The organism is Streptomyces sp. NTH33 (assembly GCF_003236365.1).
In the GTDB taxonomy this organism is placed as follows: Bacteria; Actinomycetota; Actinomycetes; order Streptomycetales; family Streptomycetaceae; genus Streptomyces.
Genome location: NZ_POTZ01000004.1, coordinates 1 through 22,158 on the forward strand (window position 1 = coordinate 1; position 22,158 = coordinate 22,158).

At 73.4% G+C, this 22,158-nt stretch carries 12 protein-coding genes; 7 read left to right on the forward strand and 5 right to left on the reverse strand.

Features of this window, described 5'->3' with window-relative positions; all coding sequences use genetic code 11:
* From C1I97_RS00805 to C1I97_RS00830, 6 genes are all read left to right on the forward strand, one after another.
* Window positions 1-2,370, forward strand: a 2,370-nt coding sequence (locus C1I97_RS00805) for an SDR family NAD(P)-dependent oxidoreductase (protein WP_146608124.1), incomplete at its 5' end; no start/stop codon positions are given.
* Between the two features lie 65 nt (window positions 2,371-2,435).
* The gene (locus tag C1I97_RS00810; RefSeq protein WP_111001272.1) at window positions 2,436-6,650 is read left to right on the forward strand and encodes a non-ribosomal peptide synthetase; all 4,215 of its coding nucleotides are present in this window, start codon (window positions 2,436-2,438) and stop codon (window positions 6,648-6,650) included.
* Between the two features lie 31 nt (window positions 6,651-6,681).
* Window positions 6,682-10,065 (forward strand): non-ribosomal peptide synthetase, encoded by a 3,384-nt coding sequence (locus C1I97_RS00815; protein WP_111001273.1) that lies wholly within the window; start codon window positions 6,682-6,684, stop codon window positions 10,063-10,065.
* 40 nt (window positions 10,066-10,105) lie between these two features.
* Window positions 10,106-11,629, forward strand: coding sequence for a GMC family oxidoreductase (locus tag C1I97_RS00820; protein ID WP_181446497.1), 1,524 nt, complete (start codon window positions 10,106-10,108; stop codon window positions 11,627-11,629).
* The gene (locus C1I97_RS00825; RefSeq protein WP_258382359.1) at window positions 11,617-12,435 is read left to right on the forward strand and encodes a thioesterase II family protein; all 819 of its coding nucleotides are present in this window, start codon (window positions 11,617-11,619) and stop codon (window positions 12,433-12,435) included. Before C1I97_RS00820 ends, C1I97_RS00825 begins: the two co-directional genes overlap by 13 nt.
* Complete coding sequence (locus C1I97_RS00830; RefSeq protein WP_111001275.1) at window positions 12,432-16,442, forward strand: non-ribosomal peptide synthetase; 4,011 nt, start codon at window positions 12,432-12,434, stop codon at window positions 16,440-16,442. The genes C1I97_RS00825 and C1I97_RS00830 overlap by 4 nt, the downstream gene beginning before the upstream one ends.
* Before the next feature lie 40 nt (window positions 16,443-16,482).
* Here C1I97_RS00830 and C1I97_RS00835 read toward each other — a convergent pair whose 3' ends face one another.
* Genes C1I97_RS00835 through C1I97_RS00845 form a run of 3 tightly spaced genes read right to left on the reverse strand, consistent with a single transcriptional unit; the run spans window position 16,483 to window position 19,204 of the window.
* Window positions 16,483-17,346 carry an ABC transporter permease gene (locus tag C1I97_RS00835; RefSeq protein ID WP_111001276.1) on the reverse strand — a complete coding sequence of 288 codons (864 nt, stop codon included), beginning with the start codon at window positions 17,344-17,346 and terminating at the stop codon, window positions 16,483-16,485.
* A gap of 18 nt (window positions 17,347-17,364) precedes the next feature.
* A complete protein-coding gene (locus C1I97_RS00840; RefSeq protein ID WP_111001277.1) occupies window positions 17,365-18,219 on the reverse strand; it encodes an ABC transporter permease in 855 nt (284 codons plus the stop codon).
* Window positions 18,212-19,204 carry an ABC transporter ATP-binding protein gene (locus C1I97_RS00845; protein WP_111001278.1) on the reverse strand — a complete coding sequence of 331 codons (993 nt, stop codon included), beginning with the start codon at window positions 19,202-19,204 and terminating at the stop codon, window positions 18,212-18,214. Before C1I97_RS00845 ends, C1I97_RS00840 begins: the two co-directional genes overlap by 8 nt.
* A 135-nt stretch (window positions 19,205-19,339) precedes the next feature.
* On the opposite strand from C1I97_RS00845, the gene C1I97_RS00850 reads away from it, so the two are divergent.
* Entirely contained in the window at window positions 19,340-20,047 is a 708-nt protein-coding gene (locus C1I97_RS00850; protein ID WP_111001279.1) for a TetR/AcrR family transcriptional regulator, read from the forward strand.
* 56 nt (window positions 20,048-20,103) lie between these two features.
* Here the strand turns inward: C1I97_RS00850 and C1I97_RS00855 are convergent, their stop codons facing one another.
* Together C1I97_RS00855 and C1I97_RS00860 are read right to left on the reverse strand one after the other, a co-directional pair.
* Window positions 20,104-21,297, reverse strand: coding sequence for a macrolide family glycosyltransferase (locus C1I97_RS00855; protein WP_111001280.1), 1,194 nt, complete (start codon window positions 21,295-21,297; stop codon window positions 20,104-20,106).
* Between the two features lie 13 nt (window positions 21,298-21,310).
* Window positions 21,311-22,093, reverse strand: a complete 783-nt coding sequence (locus C1I97_RS00860) for a class I SAM-dependent methyltransferase (protein WP_111001281.1) — start codon at window positions 22,091-22,093, stop codon at window positions 21,311-21,313.
* Window positions 22,094-22,158: the final 65 nt, after the last annotated feature.

The window sequence follows — 22,158 nt, forward strand, 5'->3', positions numbered from 1 at the left end:
GCCCTGGCCCCCGTGCCAGAGCCCTCCCCGGCGACGCCGGAACTGGCCACCGACCGGCTGTACGCCGCCTACCGCGACATCGGCCTGGACTACGGACCCGCCTACCGCGCGATGCGGCGGGTGTGGCGCGACGGCGACCGCGCGGTGGCCCGGATCGAGGTGCCGGAGGCCGCCCGCGACGGGGACGCCTATCTGCTGCACCCGGTCGTGCTGGACGCCTGCTTCCAGACGCTGATCGCCTTCGCCGACGACGGCGTCCTCCGGGTGCCCGTCGGGGTCGAACGCCTCGACGTGTACGCCCCGCTGCCGCCGGAGGTCACCTGCCGGACCCGCCGGCGCACCACGGAGGGCACCGCGGACGTCCTGCTCGACCTGGACGTCCTCTCCCCGACCGGTGAGGTCCTGGCCGTCGTCGAGGGGCTGCGCTTCCGCGCGGTGCCGCGTTCCGTGCCGGACGCCGCCGCGACGCCGGTCGCCCGGACCTACGCCGTCGCCTGGCAGCCGGCTGCCGCGGCCCCCGGCGCCTCCGCCGTCCCCGCCGTCACGGAGGGCGACTGGCTCGTCTGCGGCGCCGACCGCGACGCACTCGCCGCGTGGCGCGCGCAGCTCGCGGCACGCGGCGTCCCGGCGACGGCGGTGCACATCGCGCCCGGTCCGGACGGCGCTCCCGACCCCGCGGGCGCGGCACGCGTCGCCTTCGAGGACGTTCATCGGACCCGAGGCGCCGTCGGCGGGCTGATCCTGCTCACGGACACGGACACGGACACGGACACGGACACGGACAGCGGCACCCACGGCGCCGCGCCCGGGTCCGAGAGCGTCGTCGCCACCGCCTACCGGCTGGCCCGGGACACCACGGCCGTGCTCGGGGCCTTCCTGCGGACTTTCGCCGCCCTGCGGCCCGACGTCGTCGTCTGCACGACGGGAGCGGCCGCTCCGGACGGCGGGCCCGCGTCCCCGGGCCGGTCGGTGCTCACGGGCCTCACCCGCGCGGTCGTCGCCGAGTACCCCGAACTCACCTGTGTCCAGGTCGATCTGGACCCGGGCGCCCCCGCGCCCGCGCCGGCCGAGATCCTCGACCGGGCCTCCGCCCTCGCCGGATCCGGTCACCTCGCCGTACGCGGCGGACGCTGGTACGAGGCCCGCCTGCGCGACGCAGAGGCCGCCAGACCGGCCTTCCCGCAGGAGGAAGGCGCGCCCGGCCCCCTCCCGGTCCGGCCCGGTGCGACGTACCTGATCACCGGCGGGCTCGGCGGCGTCGGCCTCGCCGTCGCCGGCCGGCTCGCCGACAAGGGCGCGGACACCCTGCTGCTCGTCGGCAGGACCGTGCCCGAGCGGACGCCCGCGCAGGTCGCTGCGCTCCGGGAGCGCGGTGTGCGCGTCGAGATGCTGGCCGCCGACGTCGCCGACGAGACCGCCCTCGACCGGGTCCTCGCCCACGCCGAGGCCACCCTGCCTCCGCTGCACGGAATCGTGCACGCCGCCGGGACCACCGACGACGCGGTCGTCGAGGAGGCCGGCTGGGACGGTCTGCGCCGGGCGATGGACCCCAAGGTCAAGGGCGCCTGGCTGCTGCACCGCCGCACCCGCCGTCTCGACCTCGGCTTCTTCGTGCTGTGCTCCGCCCTCGGCGCGCTGACCGGACTGACGGGCCAGCCCGGCTATCTGATGGCGAACACCTTCCTCGACGCGCTGGCCCTCCACCGTCGGCGCGAGGGCCTTCCCGCGCTGAGCGTCGGGTGGGGCGCCTGGTCCGGGGCGGGCATGGCGGCCGACCGCGGGCTGCTCCGCGACTTCGCCGCCCTCGGCGTCCACGGGATGGCGGCCGACGAGGCGTTGGACGCCCTCGACCGCGTGTCGGCCGGCGGCACCGGGCACGTCGCCGTGGGCGCGGTCGACTGGGCGCGGTTCGGCTCTGCCACCGGCCGCGCACGGCCCGACACCCTCCTCGCCGACCTGGTGCCGGCCGGCACCGGCCCCGCCGCCGAGGGCACCGGGGAAGGCGCGGCGGAGGATTTGGTGAGGCTGGCCGTCGAACGTCCCGATGAGGCGTCCGAGGCCGTGCTCGGCCGGCTGCTCGACGTGGTCGCCGCGGTCCTCGGCCTGTCCGATGCCGAACGGGAGGCGATGCGCCCCACCTTCGGGCACCGGCACCTCAACGAACTCGGCTTCGATTCGCTGACCACCATCAGGCTGCGCAACCGGCTGCGGGCCGACTTCTTCGCGGACGTCCCCGCCGACTTCCTCTTCGGCGGCGGCAGCGCACGCCAGATCTCCGAGCTGGTCTGCCGCCAGCTCTCGGCCATGAGCGTGCTGGCCGCCGACGACGAGCAACACGACGACGCCGAGACCGAGGTGCTGACGCTGTGACCGCCCCACCGCTCCCGCATCCCGGCCCTCACGACTCGTCAACCGGCGGACAAGGAGATCCCGCTGTGACCGACAACAGCACGGCCGAGGTTCCTGCCCTGCTCGACGACCTCGCCCGGGCGGGCATCCGTCTGCGGCTCGCCGCAGACGACAGGATCGAGGTGATCGCACCCAAGGGAGCGCTCACCCCCGCACTGAGGGAGCGGCTCGGCCGCCACAAGCCGGACCTCGTCGCCTGGCTCGGCAGCAACCGTGAGCAGCGCGAGCCGGCCCGGGACCTGCCGGTCGTCGAGGCGGACGAGGAGAACCTCTACGAACCGTTCGCGCCGTCCGATCTCCAGATGTCCTTCATCATGGGCAGCCGGGAGGGCTTCGAGTACTACGTACGCCCCCACCAGTACATGGAGTACGACCTCGCCGAGGTGGACCCGGAGCGGCTGGAGAAGGCGCTCAACCGGGAACTCGAGCACCAGCGCAGGAACCTCGTCGTGGTGCGGGACGATCTGCGGCTGGAGACGGTCCGCGACCCGGCGCCCGCCCGCATCGAGGTCTACGACGTTCGCGGCGAGGACGCCGACGGCGTGCGGGCGCACATCGGCCGGGTCCGCGAGGAGATGAAGCGCTGCGAGCCGGTGCACGACCGGTGGCCGTGGGTGGACATGCGGGTCAGCCTGCTGCCGGACGGCGCTGCCAAGCTCCACTACAACAACAACAACCTCTTCAGCGACGCCCCCGCCACCCTGCGCTTCATCGACACGGTGCTGCGGCGCTACGACGACCCCGGATACGCGCCGCCCGAGCTCGAGATCAGCTACCGGGACTGCGTGCTGGCCCTGGCCGAACTGGAGGAGTCCCCACTGGGCCAGGCGTCCCGGAAGTACTGGACGGACCGCATCGCCGGCTGGCCCGGAGCCCCCGAGATACCGCTGGCGAACGGCGCGGACCCGCGGCGGCGCTCCCGGCTGGAGCGCCGGGAACTCCTCTTCGCGCCCGAGGTCTGGGCCTCGGTCAAGGAGAAGGCCGCCACCCGCGGCCTGACGACCACCAACGTCCTGTGCGCCGTCCACGCCGAGGTTCTCTCCTACTGGAGCGGGTCCCGGCACTTCCTGCTCAACAACATGATCACCCACCGGCTGCCGCTGCACCCGCAGATGAGCGAGGTCTTCGGCAACTTCGCCTCGCTCTACCCGCTGGAGGTCGACTGGCGGCACGACGAGGCGTTCGAGGACCGCGCCCTGCGGCTGCAGAAGCAGGTCCTCCAGGACGTCGAGCACGTCTACTGGAGCGGCGTGAAGGTGCTCCAGGCCCTCAACCAGCACCGGCGCACCCCCGGAAAGGCGGTGTGTCCGTTCGCCGTCGGCAGCGCCCTCTTCGTCGGCGGGGCCGAACGGCCCGTGGACAGCCTGCTGGAGACGCCGCAGACACTGATCGACTGCGAGTTCTGGGACCTGAAGGACGGCAGCCTCTGGGTCATCTGGGACGTCATCGAGGACATGTTCCCGCCGGGGCTCGTCGACGCGATGCAGGAGGCGTACCGCTCGATCGTGCTACGTCTCGCCGCCGGTGACGAGGCATGGGGGGAACGGGCCTTCGCCCCGCTGCCCGACGACCAGCGCGAGCGCATCGCCGCCCTCAATGCCCCCGCGGGCGAGGTGCCCGGGGGGCTGCTGCACGACGCGCTGGAGCGCCGCGCGGCGCAGCGGCCGGAGCGGCCGGCGGTCGTCACCGCCGGTGCGGTTCTCGGCTACGGCGACCTCGCGGCACGGGCCCGGGACACCGCCGGGGCGCTGCGGGCCGCCGGGGTAGCGCCCGGCGACATGGTCGCCGTGGCCGCGTCGCGCGGAGCGGAGCAGATCACGGCGGTTCTCGGCGCGCTGACTGCAGGCGCCGTGTATGTGCCTGTCGACCCCGACTGGCCGGCGGACCGGGTGCGCTACGTCCTCGCGGACACCGCGGCCGCCGCCGTGCTGACCACGGCCGACCGGCAGGAGGGGCTCTCCGCGCTGACCGGCGCGCCGCTGCTGGTCGCCGGGACACCGCCGCGGGACGGGTCCTCGCAGGTGTCCGGCCCGGAGCCGGCGCGGAACCCCGGCGACCCGGCCTACGTCATCTACACCTCCGGCTCGACGGGACGCCCCAAGGGCGCGGTGCTCGACCACCGCGGGCCGCTCAACACGGTCGTCGACATCAACACCCGGTTCGGGATCACCTCCGACGACGTGCTGTTCGGGGTGTCGTCGCTCTGGTTCGACCTGTCGGTCTACGACATCTTCGGAGCGCTGGAGGCCGGGGCCCGGCTGGTGCTCGCCGACCCCGGTCCGCCCGATCCCGCCTCCTGGGCCCGGAGCGTGCGCGAACACGGCGTCACGGTGTGGAACTCCGTGCCCGCCCTGATGCAGCTCTTCGTCGAGGAGGCCGAGGGAGCGGGCCTCACCTTCCCGGACCTGCGGACGGTGCTGCTCAGCGGCGACTGGATTCCGGTCGGACTGCCCGACCGTATCCGTGCCGTGGCCCCCGGGGCGCGGGTGATCGGTCTCGGCGGGGCCACCGAGGCGTCCATCTGGTCGATCTGCCACCCCGTCGACCGGACGGACCCGCGGTGGACGAGCATCCCGTACGGCAAACCGCTCGCCAACCAGAGCTGGTACGTCCTGGACGACCTCGGCAGGCAGACGCCCGACTGGGTCGCGGGCCAGCTGTACATCGGCGGCGTCGGCGTCGCCCTCGGCTACTTCGGGGACGACGAACGGACCGCCGCCGCCTTCGTACGCCACCCCGGCACCGGTGAACGTCTCTACCGGACCGGTGATCTGGGGCGCCGGATGCCCGACGGGAACATCGAGTTCCTCGGCAGGACGGACTTCCAGGTCAAGGTCCAGGGCTTCCGCGTCGAACCCGGCGAGATCGAGCACGCGCTGCTCGATGTCCCCGGCGTCGCACAGGCCGCCGTGGTGGCCCGCCCGACCGAATCCGGCAAGCAGCTCGCGGCGTACCTGACGGCGGAGGAGGGACGGCCCGCCCCGGTGCCCGCCGAGGTGCAGAAGGCACTCGCCCGGCGCCTCGCGGGCTACATGGTGCCCGCTCACGTGACCGTGCTGGACACCCTGCCCCTCACCTCCAACGGCAAGGTCGACCGCAAGGCGCTGGAGGCGCTGAGCCCGGCCGCCACCGGCGGGGACGACACCTCCGGTGCGCCCGGCACCCCCACCGAGCGGGCGCTGGCGGAGATTTGGCGGTCGGTGCTCGGACGCGAACGCGTCGGCACGCACGACGACTTCTTCGACCTCGGCGGGCAGTCCTTCACCGCCCTGCGGGTGATCGGGCAGATCGCCCGCACCCTCGGGCACCGGGTCCCGCTCGGCACCCTGCTGGAACGCCGCACCGTCGCCGAGCTCGCCGAGTGGCTGGAGGACCGCCCCGGCGACTGGAGCCCGCTCGTGCGGCTGCGTCCGTCCGGCGCGGACGAGACCCCTTGGTTCTTCGTCCATCCCGCGGGCGGCAACGTGCTCTGCTACCGCGGCCTTGCCGAGGCCCGCGACCGCCCGTTCCTCGCCCTCCAGGCTCCCGGCCCGGCCACCGGCCGGGAGCCGGTGGACAGCGTGCCCGGCCTCGCCGCCCTGTACGCCGAGGCGATCGCGGCGGAGCGGCCCCGGGGGCCGTACCGGATCGGCGGCTGGTCGTCCGGCGCGGTGATCGCCGCCGAGGTCGTCCGGCTGCTGGAGGAGCGCGGCGAGACCGTCGAACGGCTCGCGGTCGTCGACTCGCCGGCGCCGCTGCCCGGTGCGGGGCCCGCCGAAGCGCCCGTGGACGAGACCCGGATGCTGCTCTGGTTCCTGGAGGACCTCGACATCGGCTTCGACGCGCGGACACCGGGGGCCGAGGGCCTGCCCGGCCCCGCCGGGGCGCCCGTGGAGGAGCGGCTCGGCACGGCACTCGACGCGCTGCGCGAGCGGGGCCTTGCGACCCCCGGCACGGACCGGCGCGAACTGGCCGACACCTTCGCGGTGTTCCGTGCGGTGGTGGACGCGTGCAACCGGTACACCGCGTCCCCGGTCGCCGCCGACATCACCGTGCTGCGCGCCACCGAAGGACAGGTCAGCGAGTTCGCCGGCCACCCCCACGCGGACGACCCCGACTGGGGCTGGTCCGCCCTGACGACCGGTGCCGTCACCACCCGCCGGGTGCCCGGCACCCACCACACCCTGCTCTCCGGCACATCGGCGGACATCGTCGCCGACGCGCTGGACGGCACCCCCACCCGGGCCGCGGGGGCCCGGTGACCACGCCAGCCGGAGACGGAGGAGATCCACGGTGATTCAGGACCTGCTCGGCGAGTTGCGGCGGCACGGCATCAAGCTGCGCCTGAGCGACGGCAAGCTGGACGTGGTGGCCCCGGCCGGCGCCCTCACCCCGTGGCTGCGCGACGACCTGCGCGCCCACCGCGACGACCTCGTGGCCATGCTGCGGGAGATGTCCGCGGCCCCCGAGACGCCCGCACTGGTGCCGCGTCCCGAGGAGCGCCACGAACCCTTCCCGCTGACCGACATCCAGCACGCGTACTGGGTGGGCCGCGGCTCCGCCGTCGAACTCGGCGGCGTCTCCACCCACATCTACTTCGAACTCGAACGCACCGGACTCGACACCGACCGCCTGGAGCGGAGCCTGCGCGCGGTCATCGCACGGCACGACATGCTGCGGGCCGTCATCGCGCCGGACGGCCGGCAGCGCGTCCTCGCGGACGTGCCCGCCTACCGTCTGCCCGTCGCCGACCTCAGCGGGCTCGCCGAGGAGAAGCAGGAGCAGGAGCTCCTGCGCACCCGCGAGGAGATGGACCATCAGGTGCTGCCGGCGGACCGCTGGCCGCTGTTCGACATCCGCGCCTCCCGGCTCGACGCCGGCCGGCTGCGGCTGCACGTCAGCCTGGACACCCTGATCCTCGACGGCTACAGCATGTACCTGCTCTTCCAGGACTGGCGCCGCTTCTACGAGGACCCCGCCTGGTCGCCCGAGCCCCTGGACCTGAGCTACCGCGACCATGTGCTGGCGGAAGCGGCGGCCCAGGACTCCGACCGCTACCGAGCCGCCGAGGCGTACTGGCTGGACCGCCTCGACGGCTTGCCCGCCGCCCCCGCGCTGCCGCTCGCCGTGCAGCCCGCCACGATCGGCCGCCCCGAGTTCTCCCACCGCGGGGGCCGGCTGGAGTCGGAGCGGTGGACGGCGCTGAAGGAGCGCGCCCGGCAGGCGGGGGTCACCCCGTCCGCCGTGCTCATGACCGCCTACGCCGATGTGCTGCGGACCTGGTCGAGCGAGCCGGACTTCACCCTGGACCTCACCCTCTTCAACCGCCCCCAGTCCCACCCGCGCATGGGCGAACTCATCGGCGACTTCACCTCCGTGTCGCTCCTCGCGGTCACCGCACGGGCCGACGAGTCCTTCGGTGACCGGGTGCGCAGGCTCCAGCAGCAGCTCATGCGCGACCTGGAGCACCCGGAGTTCAGCGGGGTGCGAGTGCTGCGCGAGCGGACCCGCCGCGGCGGCGGCGGACCCGGCGCGTCGATGCCGGTGGTCTTCACCAGCGCCCTGGTGCTGGGCAGCGGGGGAGCGGACCCGTCGGAGGGCATCCGCTTCTTCGGCGACGAGGTGTACGGCATCACCCAGACGCCCCAGGTGTGGCTCGACCACCAGGTCACCGAGGAACGCGGCGCCCTGCTGTACAACTGGGACGCCGTCGAGGCGCTCTTCCCGGCCGGTCTGCTGGACGACATGTTCGCCGCCTACCGCACGGTGCTGGACCGGCTCGCCGCCGACCCGGACGCCTGGACCGACACCGCCCCGGCCGACCGGCTGCCCGACTGGCAGCGCGCCGAGCGGGACGCCGCCAACGACACCGCGGAACCGATCCCCGCCCGCACCCTCGGCGACCTCGTCGTCTCCCGCGCCCTCGGCTGTCCCGACGCGGTCGCGGTCGTCGACGAGCGCGGCTCCCACCGCTACGCCGACGTGCTGGCCCGCGCCTCACGGCTGGCCCGCCGGCTCGTCGAACTGGGCGCGCGCCGCGACACCCTGACCGCCGTCGTCATGGAACGCGGCGTCGACCAGGTCACCGCCGTGCTCGCGATCGCCCTGTCGGGCGGCGCGTACCTGCCGATCAGCCCCGATTGGCCGGCCGCCCGACGGCACCGGCTCATCGAACGGGGCGATGCGCGCGTCGTCGTGACGGACCGCGCCGGCCGGGACGGGCTCGACTGGCCCGAGGGCGTCCGGGTCGTCACCCCCGACGACCCCGAGGTGCAGGCCGCCGACCCGACGCCCCCCGAGACCGGCGTCGCGCCCGGCGACCTGGCGTACGTCATCTTCACCTCCGGCTCCACCGGCGAGCCCAAGGGCGTGATGATCGACCACGGCGCCGCCGCCAACACCGTGCAGGACATCAACCGGCGTTTCGCCGTCGGCCCGGGCGACCGGGTGCTCGCCCTGTCCGCCCTCAGCTTCGACCTCTCCGTGTACGACGTCTTCGGCGCCCTGGCCGCCGGCGCCGCCGTGGTCTTCCCGTCCCCCGGCCAGGCCCACGACCCGCTGCACTGGGACGCCCTGGTGCGCCGCCACGGCGTGACCGTCTGGAACTCGGTGCCGGCGCTGATGCAGGCGATGACCGAGGCCCGCGCCGCGGCGCCGGGCGGCTCCCCGGCCGCCTCCCCGCTGCGCCTGGTGCTCCTGAGCGGCGACTGGATACCGGTCACGCTGCCGGACGCGGTCCGCGCCCAGCACCCCGGGGCGCGCGTCGTCAGCCTCGGCGGCGCCACCGAGGCGTCGATCTGGTCCGTGCACCACCCGATCGACGAGGTGTCCCCGGAGTGGACCCGGATTCCCTACGGCAAGCCGTTGGCCAACCAGACCCTGTACGTCCTGGACGCGCACCTGACCCCCTGTCCGGTCTGGACCACCGGGGAGATCTGGATCGGCGGCACCGGCGTGGCCCGCGGCTACTGGGCAGCCCCCGAACTGAGCGCCGAGCGCTTCGTCGTCCACCCGGTGACCGGCGAACGGCTCTACCGGACGGGCGACCTCGGACGGTACCTGCCCGGCGGGGACATCGACTTCCTCGGCCGCGCCGACTTCCAGGTCAAGCTCAACGGCTACCGCATCGAACTCGGCGAGATCGAGGCCGCGTTGCGCTCGGCCCCGGACGTCGCCGAGGCACTCGCCGGGGTCGAACGCAACCCCTCCACCGGCCGGCGCCAGCTCGTCGCCCACCTGGTGCGCGCCGGCGGGGCGCCCGTCGGCACCGCGGACGCCGCCGTCGTCCGCGCCGCCGTCGAGAAGCTGCTGCCGGACTACATGGTCCCGCACCACATCCTCTTCGTCGACGAGGTACCGCTCAGCGCCAACGGCAAGGTGGACCGCGCCGCACTGCCGGTGCCCTGGGCCTCGCTGCCGCCGGAGGAGCAGACCGCGCCCCGCGACGAGCTGGAGACGCGGCTGATGCGGATGTGGACCGAGGTGCTCGAACGGGAGGACTTCGGCGTCGACGACAACTTCTTCGAACTCGGGGGCGACTCGCTGCACGCCGTCCTCATCCTCACCAGGATCCGGGAGGAGATCGGGCTCTCGGACGACACCGAGGACGACCTGGGGCTGCTCTTCGAATGCCCCACCATCGCGGAACTCGCCGACCGGCTCGCCGCGGGGCGATGACGCCGTGCCGGACGACGCGACACAAGGGAGGACGAGCGACGTGGACACCGTCGAGGGCCACTGGGACGAGGTGATCGTCGGCGCCGGTTCGGCCGGCGCGACCCTCGCGGGCAGGCTGTCCGAGGACCCCGGGCGCCGGGTGCTCCTGCTGGAGGCCGGGCCCGACGGGCGGGTCGCCGGATCCCCGGACAACCCGGTGCTGTCGGGCGCCAACTGGGACCACTCGGCGTACGTCGACCGGCAGGGCGGGGACGGACGCCGCTACCCCTACGCCGTCGGCAGGGCCGTGGGCGGCTCGTCGGCCGTCAACGGCGCCCTCGCGCTGCGCGGGCTGGCCTCCGACTTCGACGCCTGGGCGGCCGCCGGCAACCCCGACTGGGCCTGGGAGAAGGTGCTGCCGTACTTCGTCCGGCTGGAGGCCGACGCGGACTTCAAGGGTCCCGGGCACGGCAACGAGGGCCCCGTGCCGGTCCGGCGGCTGTCCGAGGACGCCTACGGGCCGCTGTCCCACGGCTTCCTCGCCGCCTGCCGGGACCTCGGCGTGCCGGCCGTCGCCGACCTGAACGACCCCGGCTGCACGGCCGGGGCGGGGCCGATACCGCGCAACGAGTCCGGCGGCCGGCGGGTGTCCACCGCGGAGGCCTACCTGGCACCCGCCCGGGGCCGGCCGTCGCTCACCGTGGCGGCAGACTGCCAGGTGACCCGGGTCCTCCTCGACGGAGACACCGCGGTCGGTGTGGAGGCCGTACGGGACGGGCGGACCCTGCGCATCGGCGCGGACCGCGTCACACTCTCCGCCGGGGCGATCGGCACGCCCGCCCTCCTGCTGCGCTCCGGCGTGGGCCCCGCCGGCGACCTCGGCCGACTGGGCATCCGTCCGGTGGCGGACCTGCCGGGCGTCGGCGCCAACCTCGTGGAGCATCCGCTCGTCGCCCTGTGGGCGCTGCCCGCCGAGGGCGCCGTCCGTGCGGGGGAGGCCATGCACCAGGTGCTCGCGCGGGTCGCGGGCCCGGACGGAGCCCCGAAACTCAACCTCACCCTGGTCAACAGCATCACCGGCCTCGACGTGCCCGGGATGGCCGGTGTGCTGCGCGGCCGCACCGCCTTCTCGCTGCACGCCTCGCTGCTGTCGCCCCGCTCGCGCGGCCGCGTCACCCTCGGCGCGCCCGACGGCCCGCCGGTGATCGAACTCGGGCTCGCCTCCGACCCCAGGGACGTGGAGCGCCTGATGGCCGGCGTCCGGATGCTGTGGTCCGCCGTCAGCGGGGAGCACCTCGCGCCCCTGACCGAACGGCTCTTCCTGTGGACCGACAGGACCGTCCGCGACGACGCCCTGCTGCGGGGGGCGGTCACCCGCTTCGTCTGCCCGTCCTGGCACCCGGCGGGCACGGCCGCGATGGGCCCGGCGTCCCGGCGCGAGGCGGTCGTCGACGAACGGCTCCGGGTGCACGGGCTGCGCGGTCTGCGCGTCGTGGACGCCTCCGTGATGCCCACCGTCCCCGCCGCGCCTGTCAACCTCAGCGCCATCATGCTCGGGGAGAGAGCGGCGTCGTGGAGCCGCTGACCTCCCGCCACGGGTCCGCGGCACGGCCCCGCGGCCCGCAGGGCGACTGGTGCGTCCGCTGGGCCGCGTCCGACGACGCCCCCGTACGGCTCTTCTGCCTGCCGCACACGGGCGGCGGCGCCGCGCTCTACCGGCGCTGGGCCGAACGCCTCGCCCCGCGGGCCGACGTGCTGTCCGTCCGGCTCCCCGGCCGCGAGAAGCGGTTCACCGAACCGCCCTACCGCCGCCTCGACGAGCTCACCGGCGCGCTCGCCGACGCCGTCGAACCCCTGCTGGACCGGCCGTACGCCTGGTTCGGCCACAGCATGGGTGCGCTGATCGGCTACGAGATGTGCCGCCGGCTGCGCGAACGCGGCGTCAGGGCCCCCGAGCTGCTGATCGCCTCGGGGCGGCGCGCCCCGCACCTGCCGTCCCGGCAGCGCGCCGTCCACGCCGCGCCCCAGCGCGAACTCGTCGACCACCTGCGGGAGCTGAACGGCACCCCGGCCGCGGTGCTCGACAGCGCCGCGGCGCTGTCCGCGCTGCTGCCGATGGTGCGCGCCGACTTCGCCGTCTCCGAGACCTACCGGTGGCGGGCCGGACGCCCGCTCGACTGCCCCGTCGTCGTCTTCGGCGGCCGGGACGACCCGCTGGCGACGCCCGGCGAACTGGCCGGCTGGCAGCAGCACACCGCCGCCGGCGCCGAGGTCCGGCTGTTCGACGGCGGCCACTTCTATCTGCACGAGGGCGCCCGGGAACAGGTCCTGTCGGCGCTCGCCGCACACCTGCCTGCGCCGAGCGGCGCATTCACCTGGAGGCAGCAGTGAACCCCACGGAATTCCACCGGACATCCGCCACGCCCGCCGGGCCGCAGGACGTCTTTCCGCTGACCGACCTCCAGGCGGCGTATCTCGTCGGATCGAGCCCCCTCATGGACCTCGGAGGCTTCCGGCCGAACCTGTACACCGAGATGGACGTCGTCGGCTTCGACCCCCGGGCCGCGAGCCGCGCGGTCGATCTGCTGATCGCCCGCCACGAACACCTGCGCACCGTGATGTCCGAGGAGGGACAGCGGGTCCTCGCCCCCGGCGAGGTGACGCCGTTCCGGCTGCGCACCGCCGATCTGACGGCCCTGACCCCCGAGGAGCGGGAGGCGGAACTCCTGCGCACCCGCGAACGCATGCGCGACGAGGGCCCCTCGCCCACCGGATGGCCGCTGTTCGAGATCACCGCCAACCGGGTGCGGCGGCACCGCACCCGGGTGCACTTCGCGATGAGCCTGCTGCTGCTCGACTCGGCGAGCACCCGCCGGCTCCAGGCCGAATGGTGGGCGCTGTACCGCGACCCGGACGCCGAACTGCCCGAGCCGTCCGGCACATTCCGGGAGAGCGTCCTCGCCCGCGCCGCCGACCAGTCGACCCCCGCGCACCAGGAGCACTGGCGCTACTGGGAGGAACGCCTCGACACCCTGCCCGGCGCCCCGCGGCTGCCGCTCGCCCGCCCGGAGAGCAGCATCGCCTCCGCCCGCCTCACGCGCCGCTCGTACGTGCTCGGCCCCGACGAGTGGCAGCGCTTCCGCGCCAACTTCCGCGCCCACCGCGTCCTGCCGACGACGGGACTGCTCCACGTGTACGCCGAGATCCTCGGCGCCTGGGCGGCGGAGCCCGTCTTCTGCGTGAACGTGCTGCACCAGAACTGGGTGACGCGCCGGCCCGAGGCGGCCGGGGTGGTCGGCCAGTTCAGTGCCACCCTGCCGCTGGAGGTGGACCTGACGCGGTCCCCGGACTTCTTCGCCCGCGCCGCCGCGCTCCAGAAGCGCCTGTGGGAGGACATGCGCCACTCCGACGTGAGCGCGATCCGGGTCACCCGCGAACTGGCCGCCCGGCGCGGCTGGACGTCGCGCGCCGCCCTGCCGTACGTCTTCAACAGCATGCTGGGACCGGCGGAACGCCCCGTCGCCGGCCGAGGCTTCTGCCGCACCGTGACCTCCGCCCTGCGCACCCCGCAGGTCCTGATCGACCAGCAGATCAAGGACGTCCCCGGGGGCGGCGTCGAGTGCGTGTGGGACACCGTCGACGAGGCGTTCCCCGACGGGATGGCGGACGCCATGTTCGACGCGTACCGCCGCATGGTCGCGCAGCTCGCCGCCCCCGGCGGCGCCGACGCGCCGCCCGAGGCGCCGGGCGCGGCCCACCGCGCGCTGGTCGAGACGCTCAACGCGGCCGGGGCCGAGCCCCCGGCTGGCCGGCTGGAGGACGGCTTCCTGCGGATGGCGGCCGCGCGGCCGGGCCGCCCCGCCGTGGTCACCGCGCACCGCACCCTGACCTACGGGGAACTCGAAGGCGTCTCGGGGGCGGTGGCCCGCTGGCTGGCCGGGCAGGGCATCGGCTCCGGTGACGTGGTGCCGGTGGTCATGACCAAGGGCTGGGAGCAGGTCGCCGCCGTGCTCGGCGTGCTCCGGGCGGGCGCCGCCTACTGCCCCGTGGCCGCGGACCTGCCGCCGGCGCGGATCGGCCGCCTGCTGGACGCCTGTGCCGCACGGGCCGTGCTGGTCCAGTCCCGCACCGGACCGGCGCCGGACGCCCTCGGGGGCCTGCCCGCCCTGTGCGTGGACCGGGTCTTCGCCGCCGGACCGCCGCTCGCAGCGCGCACCGGCGAGCCGGGCGAACTCGCCTACGTCATCCACACCTCGGGGTCGACCGGTGCCCCGAAGGGCGTCATGATCTCGCACGGCGCGGCGCTGAACACCGTCGCCGACATCAACCGCCGGCTGCGCCTCGTCTCCGGCGACCGGGTCTTCGGCATCTCCTCGCTCAGCTTCGACCTGTCGGTCTGGGACGTGTTCGGCACGCTCGCGGCCGGCGCCGCGCTGGTGATCCCCGAGGCCACCGGGCGTCCCGATCCCGAGGGCTGGGCGCGGGCGGCCGTCGCACACGGGGTGACCGTGTGGAACTCCGTCCCCGCGCTGGCCGAGATGCTGGTCGAGGTCCTCGCGCAGCCGCCGGCGGGGGACCTGCCGCCGCTGCGTGCCTTCCTGCTGAGCGGCGACTGGATCCCCGTCACCCTCCCGGACCGGATGCGCGCCCTGTGGGACGGCGTGCGTGTGCTGGCCCTCGGCGGGGCGACCGAGGCGGCCATCTGGTCGAACTGGTTCGAGGTGGGCCGGGTGGACCCGTCCTGGCGCAGCATCCCGTACGGCACCCCGCTCGACGGGCAGACGATGCGGGTGCTCGACCACGACATGAGGGTCAGGGTGCCGTGGGCGACCGGCCGCATCCACATCGGGGGAGCGGGGCTCGCCGACGGGTACGCGGGGGACCCGGAGCGCACCGCCGAACGCTTCGTGCGCAATCCGCACACCGGTGAACGTCTCTACTGGACGGGCGATCTGGGACGCTACTGGCCCGACGGCACCATCGAGTTCCTCGGCCGGGAGGACCGCCAGGTCCAGATCCAGGGCTTCCGCGTCGAGCCGGGTGAGGTCGAGGCGGCGGTGCGCAGCCATCCGGACGTCGCCGAGTGCGTGGTCTGCGCGGCGCCCTCGCCGGGCGGCGCGCTGCGTCTGGTGTCCCTGGTAGTGCCCGAGGAGGGCTCCGGCGCCGACGCGCCGCGGATCCTGGCGCATCTGCGGGAGCGGCTGCCGGCCTACATGGTCCCCGGGCAGCTGGGGATCGTGGACCGGCTGCCGCTCACGGCCAACGGCAAGGTCGACACCGGCCGGATCGCGGCGCTGCTGTCGGCGCCGACGGGCGCCACGGACGTACCGCCGCCGGACGACAAGGTGATGCGCCGGCTCGGTGAGCTGTGGGAGGAACTGCTGGACGCCGGCCAGGTGGGCCCGGACAGCGACTTCTTCGCCCTCGGCGGCAACTCGCTGCTCGCGCTGCGGCTGGTCAACCGGGTGCGCACCGAACTGGGCACGGCGGTCCCCTTCGGCAGGATCTTCGAGTCGCCCACCCTGCGCGAGTTCGCCGCGGCCGTGCACGACGGCGCCGGGCCGACGGCCTGTGCGGTCACCCTCGCCGACGGCGCGGACGCGGGCGGCGGGCAGCCGCTGATCCTGTTTCATCCGGTCGGCGGGTCGGTGGCCTGCTACCGGGACCTGGCACAGGTCTGGCCCGGTCCGGTGCACGCCTTCCAGAGCCGGATGCTCGTCGGGGGCTCCGACACCCCCGGCGACGCGGATCTGGAGACGATGGCCGCCGCCTACCTCCGGGAGCTCCGGGAGCTGGTGCCCGAGGGCCCGTACCTCCTGGGCGGCTGGTCGATGGGCGGGGTGCTCGCCTACGAGGCGGCCCGGCAGCTGACCGCCGGGGGGCACCGCTGTCGTGTGGTGATGATCGACAGCCTGATGGCCGAGGGCCGGCAGCCGCGCGACGAGGCCGCACGGCTCGTCGAGTTCCTGGGGGACCTGGCGGGCGGCCGTCCGCCGGCCGGCCTGGTCACTGCGGTGCACCAGGCGGCCGGGGGCGATGTCCTCGGTGCGGCCAGGGCCGCCGCCGTCGCGCACGGGCTGCTCCCTCCGGAGGTCGACCGGGCCGGGTTCGAGCGGCTGTCGGGCGCCCACGCCCACAACCTGTCGGTGCTGGCCGCCTACCGTCCTGCCCCCTGTGACGTGCCCGCCCTGCTGTTCGTCGCGCGGACCCGGCAGGGGGACGTGCACGAACCGGGAGCGGGCTGGCGGGCGGTGTGCCCGGGGACCGAGGTCGAGTTCCTGGAAGGGGACCATTACTCGATCGTGGCGGACGGAGGACTCCGGGCCGTCGGCGGGAGCGTCATCCGTTGGCTGGCCGGAACGGGGGATGCCCGGCACGGCGTCTCGGACGGGGGTTGACGCCTTTTCGCCGACGGCCCGGAGGATCATGGGGCCGGTCTCAATACCGGCCCAGGGTGCCCCGGCGCCTGGCCACGTGCTCCAGCCGGCCGAAGAGGACCACGCCGATGCCGACCAGCAGGAGGGGCTGGAGGATCACCCACCACAGTCCCCAGCCGGTCTGCAGGTCCAGCAGGGAGTGGCCGCCGACCAGGACGTCGCGGATGGCCTCGATGCCCGGGGCGATCGGCACCAGCAGCCGGCTGAGGAACGCGGTCACGTCCGGCATGTTGTCCAGCGGGACGAAGGTGCCGCCGGCGATGAACCAGATGGCCATCGAGAACTGCGTGATGATCTGGATGCGCTTGAACACCAGGGTCAGTCCGCACAGGATCAGCGCCAGCCCGCAGGTGCCGAGCACGATGGACGCCAGGGGCAACAGGATCTGCACGTCGAAGGGCGTGTCTCCGCCGCGTGCCTCGATGGTGATCACACCGACGACGAGCACGGACAGCGCGCTCGGCAGGGCCGAGACCACCGCGGCGACCTGGCGGCCGAGGATCAGCGTCCAGGACGGCAGCGGGGTCAGGTAGGTCTGTTCGAGCACACCCGACTGCATGTCCCCGAGATAGCTCCAGAAGGCCCGGTTCACCTGCTCGTGGATGAAGGTCAGCGACACCATGCCGAGCAGCCCCGGCAGCAGCAGTTCGTCCTTCAGCTGGCCCTTGCCCATGAACAGGACGAGCAGCAGGAAGAAGATGGGGAAGGTGATCATCTGGATCACGACCTCGCGCCAGCCGGCGGCGAAGTTCAGCAGCCCCTTGTGCACCTCGTTCTTGAAGCCGTTGTAGTACGTGGCGGCGCCTGGCCGGCCGGCGGCCGGGGCCGGGCCGACACGGTCGGCGATGGGAGTGAGCGTCGTCATGACAGGTCCCCGCTCATGTCAGTACTGGCCGAGCCGGCCGTCGCGGACGGCACGGCGTTGGTTACGGGCGAAGATCCACCCTCCGAAGAGGACGAGCGCGAACGTGTACGCCAGCAGCCACGGCAGCGTCCCGTCCGACCAGATGTCCCCGAGCGACGCCCCGTCGAAGAGGACCTTCGTCGTCGCCTCGATCCCGAGCGTGGTCGGCAGGAAGCGCGCGACCACCGCCAGCCAGTCCGGGTACAGACCGAGCGGCATCATCGAGCCGTTCAGCAGGATGACGAGCGAGGTGAACAGCGAGTGGAGGGCGCCGACCATCGGCGAGTTGATCGCGATGGCGGCGAGCACGAAGGTGAACGCCAGCACGTTGACCACGACGAGCGCGTAGGGCAGCAGCGCCGCGAGCTTCAGCGGGATCGTCACGCCGGTCACCAGCATCGGCACCAGGGTGGCGACCACGGCGACCATGAGGCCCATCAGGGACGCCGTGAACAGCCGCCCCATCATGAAAACCCACGGGGGAGCGGGCGACATGTGGCTCTGGGCGTACGTGCCGCCGCGCTTCTCCTCAACCAGGTCCGCCACCATGACGAGGCTGCCGTAGTGCAGGAACCAGTAGCCGCTGATGGCGACCAGGGTCTCCGGGAGCAGGTCGCGGCGCAGTTCTCCCTGGCCCATCACGTACTGCATGCCGAGGTACAGCACCGTGCTGATGGTCAGCATGATGATGTGCCCGGCGGGATGGGCGAGTTGGGACAGGAGGCCCTTGCGGATCTCGGCGCCCAGCACACTCAGTCCGGTGCGCGGGGTGAGCCTCCAGCCGACGGCGGGGCGGGTGGCGCGCCGCGCGGGGAGGGGGGCGAGACTAGTCATGGGCGGGCTCCTTGATGAGACCCATGAACACGTCCTCGAGGTCGGGCGCCACCTGGGAGAGCGACTGCACCACGGCGTGCTGCTCGCGGAGCCGGTCGACGAGCGTGTAGATCTCCTGCGGCTCGGCCACCCGACCGGTGACGATCGTGGCGCCCTCGGCGCTCTTGGCGGTGAAGCCGGCCGGCAGCGAGAGCTCCGGCAGGTGGCCCTCGACGCGGACCTCGTAGGCGTCGCGCTCACGGAACTGCGACAGCAGCTGCTCGGTGGGCATGTCCGCGATGACCCGGCCCTTGCGGATGACCGCCACCCGGTCGCACAGCTCCTCCACCACGTTCATCTGGTGGGTGGTGAGCAGGACCGTCTTGCCGCGTTCGCGCGACAGCGTGCGGATCCACTCCATGACGGTGCGGGTCGCCTCGACATCCAGGCCGAGGGTCGGCTCGTCGAGCAGCACGATGGGCGGGTCGGCGATGAGCGCGGTGGCCACCGCGACCTTCTGCTGCATGCCGCGGGAGTAGCCGCCGACCTTCTCGTCCCGGCGGTCCCAGAGGTCGAGACCCTTGAGCAGCTCCTCCGCGCGCACCTGCACATCGGCGCTGCGCATGCCCTTGAGGCGGCCGAAGTACTGGAGGTTCTGCCATGCGGAGAGGGTCCAGTAGACGTTCCGGGAGCCCTCCAGGACCGCGCCGAACTGCTGCATCGCGGCGGAGCGTTGCTTGGTGACGTCGTAGCCGTTCAGGAGCGTCCTGCCGGACGTGGCGGACAGCAGTCCCGCCAGGATCTTGATCGTGGTGGTCTTCCCCGCGCCGTTGGGGCCCAGGAAACCGAAGACCGTGCCGGCCGGGACCGACAGGGACACGTTGTCGACGGACGGCGTGTCGGACGAGCCGTACGTCTTGGTCAGCCCGCTGATCTCGATCGCGGGGGTTGCGGTGACGTCTCCCGGCCGGTCGGGGCCCGCCGGTGCCTGGGTCTGGGTACTCACATTCGCACCTTCATCGCGTTAACACTGCGCCGAAACGAGAACGCTGTTCACTTTGCAGGTCCATGTACTCTACTGTCAAGCGTGTTCTCGTAGAATGTCGGGGACACGGTCGGAACCGAGGGACTGGGCAGGCGGATGGCAACGAACTGGCGTGAGAAGCGGCGGGCGTCCGCCGTGGCCGAGATCAAGGGCGTGGCCAAGGAGCTGCTGGTCAAGGGGGGCCCGGGAGCCGTGTCGCTGCGGGCCATCTCGCGCGAGATGGGCATGACGCCCTCGGCGCTCTACCGCTACTACCCGAGCCTCGAGGCGCTGCTCGCGGACGTGCGCAGCGACCTCTTCCAGGAGCTGGGCTCGGTCACCACCCTCGCGCGCGACACCGTTCCCAAGGACGACCCGCTGCCGCGCCTGCTGGCGATGGCACGTGCCTTCCGGGACTGGGGGCTTGAGCACCGTGCCGAGTTCGGACTGATGCTCGGACCGCCGCCGCCGGGCGTCGAACAGGGCGACTCGCCCGAGCCGGACTACGCGCCGGCCTGCGTGGGCGTGACCTTCCTCGGCGAGATCGCGGAGCTGGACCGGCGCGGCCAGCTGCGCACCCCGCCGGTCGAGCTCATCGAGGACCGTCTCGCCCCGGGTCTGCGGGACTACCTGGAGGGGCAGGAAGGGCTCCGGCTCCCGGTCATCTTCGCCTTCCTGGCCGCCTGGGCACGGCTCTACGGCATCATCGCCATGGAGATCTTCGGCCACATGGACTGGGCGGTGACCGACAGCGGCGCCCTCTTCGAGACCGAGCTCATCAACTTCGCGCAGCAGTTGTCGGGCACCGACTACGACGGCTCCTGAACCTCGCGGTCCAGCAGCCGTCGCGGCCGGCTCCGCCCTGATCCGGGGACAGGGCCCTACGGCCGGGCCGTGGCGCCGTCGATGTGCGCCAGGATCTCGGCCGCGGCGCGCACGGCGCCGCCCGACGCGAGGACATGGCTCTGCATGTCCCGGGTGGCGGCCGCCGCGGACTCGTCGGAGGTGATGTCGAGCACGGCCGCGCGTACCGCCTTCGCGGACGCCTCCTCCCTGCCGATCACCCGCCCCACGTTGAACTCCTCCAGCTGGCGCGCCAGTCCGTCCGCCGCCGCCAGTTGGGGCAGCACCACCAGCGGGGTGCCCGTGTGCAGCGCGTGCATCACGGTGCCCGTGCCGCCGGAGCACACCATCAGCCGCGCGTGCTCCAGGACGGCCTGGAAGGGCACCCACGGATGCACCTCCACGTCCTGCGGCAGCGGCCCCAGCGAGGCCGTGTCGACACCGGGCCCCACCGCGACCACCACGTGCCACGGCAGGCCCTCGAACGCCTCGATGCACATCCGGAAGAGCTCCGGCTGCTGGTTGAAACTGGTGCCCAGGGAGAGCAGCGCCACCGGCTTCCCGCTCGCCGGCGGCTGCCAGTCGCCCTCCAGAGCCTTGGCCCGCAGACACGGCCCGACGAAGCGGAACTTGTCGTCGGTCTCGGCGTCGACGTAGCCGAACCGCTTCGGATAGAAAACGATCTTCAGCGCCTCGGGATCGCCCTTCAGCCCGTGGAAGCCGAACGCCGGGTCGACGCCGTTCAGCGCGGCGAAACGGCCCATCTCCCGGGTCAGTTCGGCGTAGGCCGCATCGCCGATGGCGGCCGGGGTGACGTGCTGGCTGACACAGCCCACCGGGAACAGCCGCACCGCCGGGACCTGCCACTTCTCGGCCAGCAGCTCGCCGATCCAGCGCACGTAGCCGTCGTAGACGACGGCGTCCGGACGGTCGCCGGCGAAGTGCGCGTCGAACAGGGACGTGGTGTGGATCCCCTCGCGCACGCCGCTCAGCAGGACCTTGGCCAGCCAGTTCTCGGTGCCGGCCGGGAAGTCCCGCTGCACGTCGATGGTGGACTCGTACGGGACGACGTCGGCGCCCGCGGACGCCACGTCGTCGGCGTAGGCCGCGGTCGCCGGATAGCTCACGCGGTGGCCCTGCCGCACCAGTTCCTCGACGACCGCGAGCGTGGGCATCAGGTGCCCGGGGGCGGGGACGTTGAAAAAGGCGATGTGCCGCCTGCGACTGCTCACGGCGGGACCTCCCTCAGCCACGCCGGCCGCGGATCGACACGAACTCGTGGCTGCGGACGACCATCGCCGGGTCGTGCATCGAGGCGAGGAAGAGGTCGATGTCCGCGGCGTCGAAGCCCGCCTCGATCATGGCGTCGCGCTTTTGGCTGACGTTGTTCTCGAAGAGACGGCAGCCGTGGCCCCCGCCCGTCCAGCTCTGGTAGTGCCACTGGGTGCGCACATCGGTCAGCCCGGCGTCAAGCATGGTGGCGTGCACCTCGTGGCCCCAGGCGCCGTGCGTGTGGCGGGCCGTCATCACGTCGTAGAGTCCGTCCAGGACCCGTACGAAGGCCTCGGCGTGCTTCTCGCTGGGCGCCGAGACGACCTTGGGGGCCGAACGGACGAACTCGCCCAGCAGGAGCCAGCCGCCAGGCTTGAGGGAACCGGCCAGCTGGTGCACGAACTCCACCCGGTTCTCCAGGTGGTGGGTCAGCAGCCGGGCGTGCACCAGGTCGAACGGACCCTCGACGGGCAGCGGCTCGCCGGTGCTCAGGTCCTGGGTGTGTATGGAGACGTTCGGGCCAGGGGCCACCATGTGGGCGTCCTGGTCGATGGCGGCGACCGTGCCCGACTCGCCGGCGATCTCGGACAGCATCCGGGTCACCGAGCCGCCGCCTGCGCCCAGGTCGAGGAAGCGGCCGCCCGGCGTCGGTGCGATCTCGGCGAGTTCGGCGCGGGTGAAGGGGTCGAGGAACTCCTCCAGCGGGCTCAGCTGCGCGGGGACGTTGTGGAACACGTAGTCGGCGAGGTTGGTCATCGTTGTCCTCTGTCGTGGTAGGAACCGGTGTCGCGGTGCGGGGCGGATGGCGGTGGTGCGGTGGG

What these genes read in the sequence shown, in the direction of transcription:
- C1I97_RS00835 (WP_111001276.1), bottom strand. Translation starts at nt 17,346, where the DNA reads ATGACGACGCTCACTCCCATCGCCGACCGTGTCGGCCCGGCCCCGGCC.
- C1I97_RS00840 (WP_111001277.1), bottom strand. Translation starts at nt 18,219, where the DNA reads ATGACTAGTCTCGCCCCCCTCCCCGCGCGGCGCGCCACCCGCCCCGCC.
- C1I97_RS00850 (WP_111001279.1), top strand. Translation starts at nt 19,340, where the DNA reads ATGGCAACGAACTGGCGTGAGAAGCGGCGGGCGTCCGCCGTGGCCGAG.
- C1I97_RS00860 (WP_111001281.1), bottom strand. Translation starts at nt 22,093, where the DNA reads ATGACCAACCTCGCCGACTACGTGTTCCACAACGTCCCCGCGCAGCTG.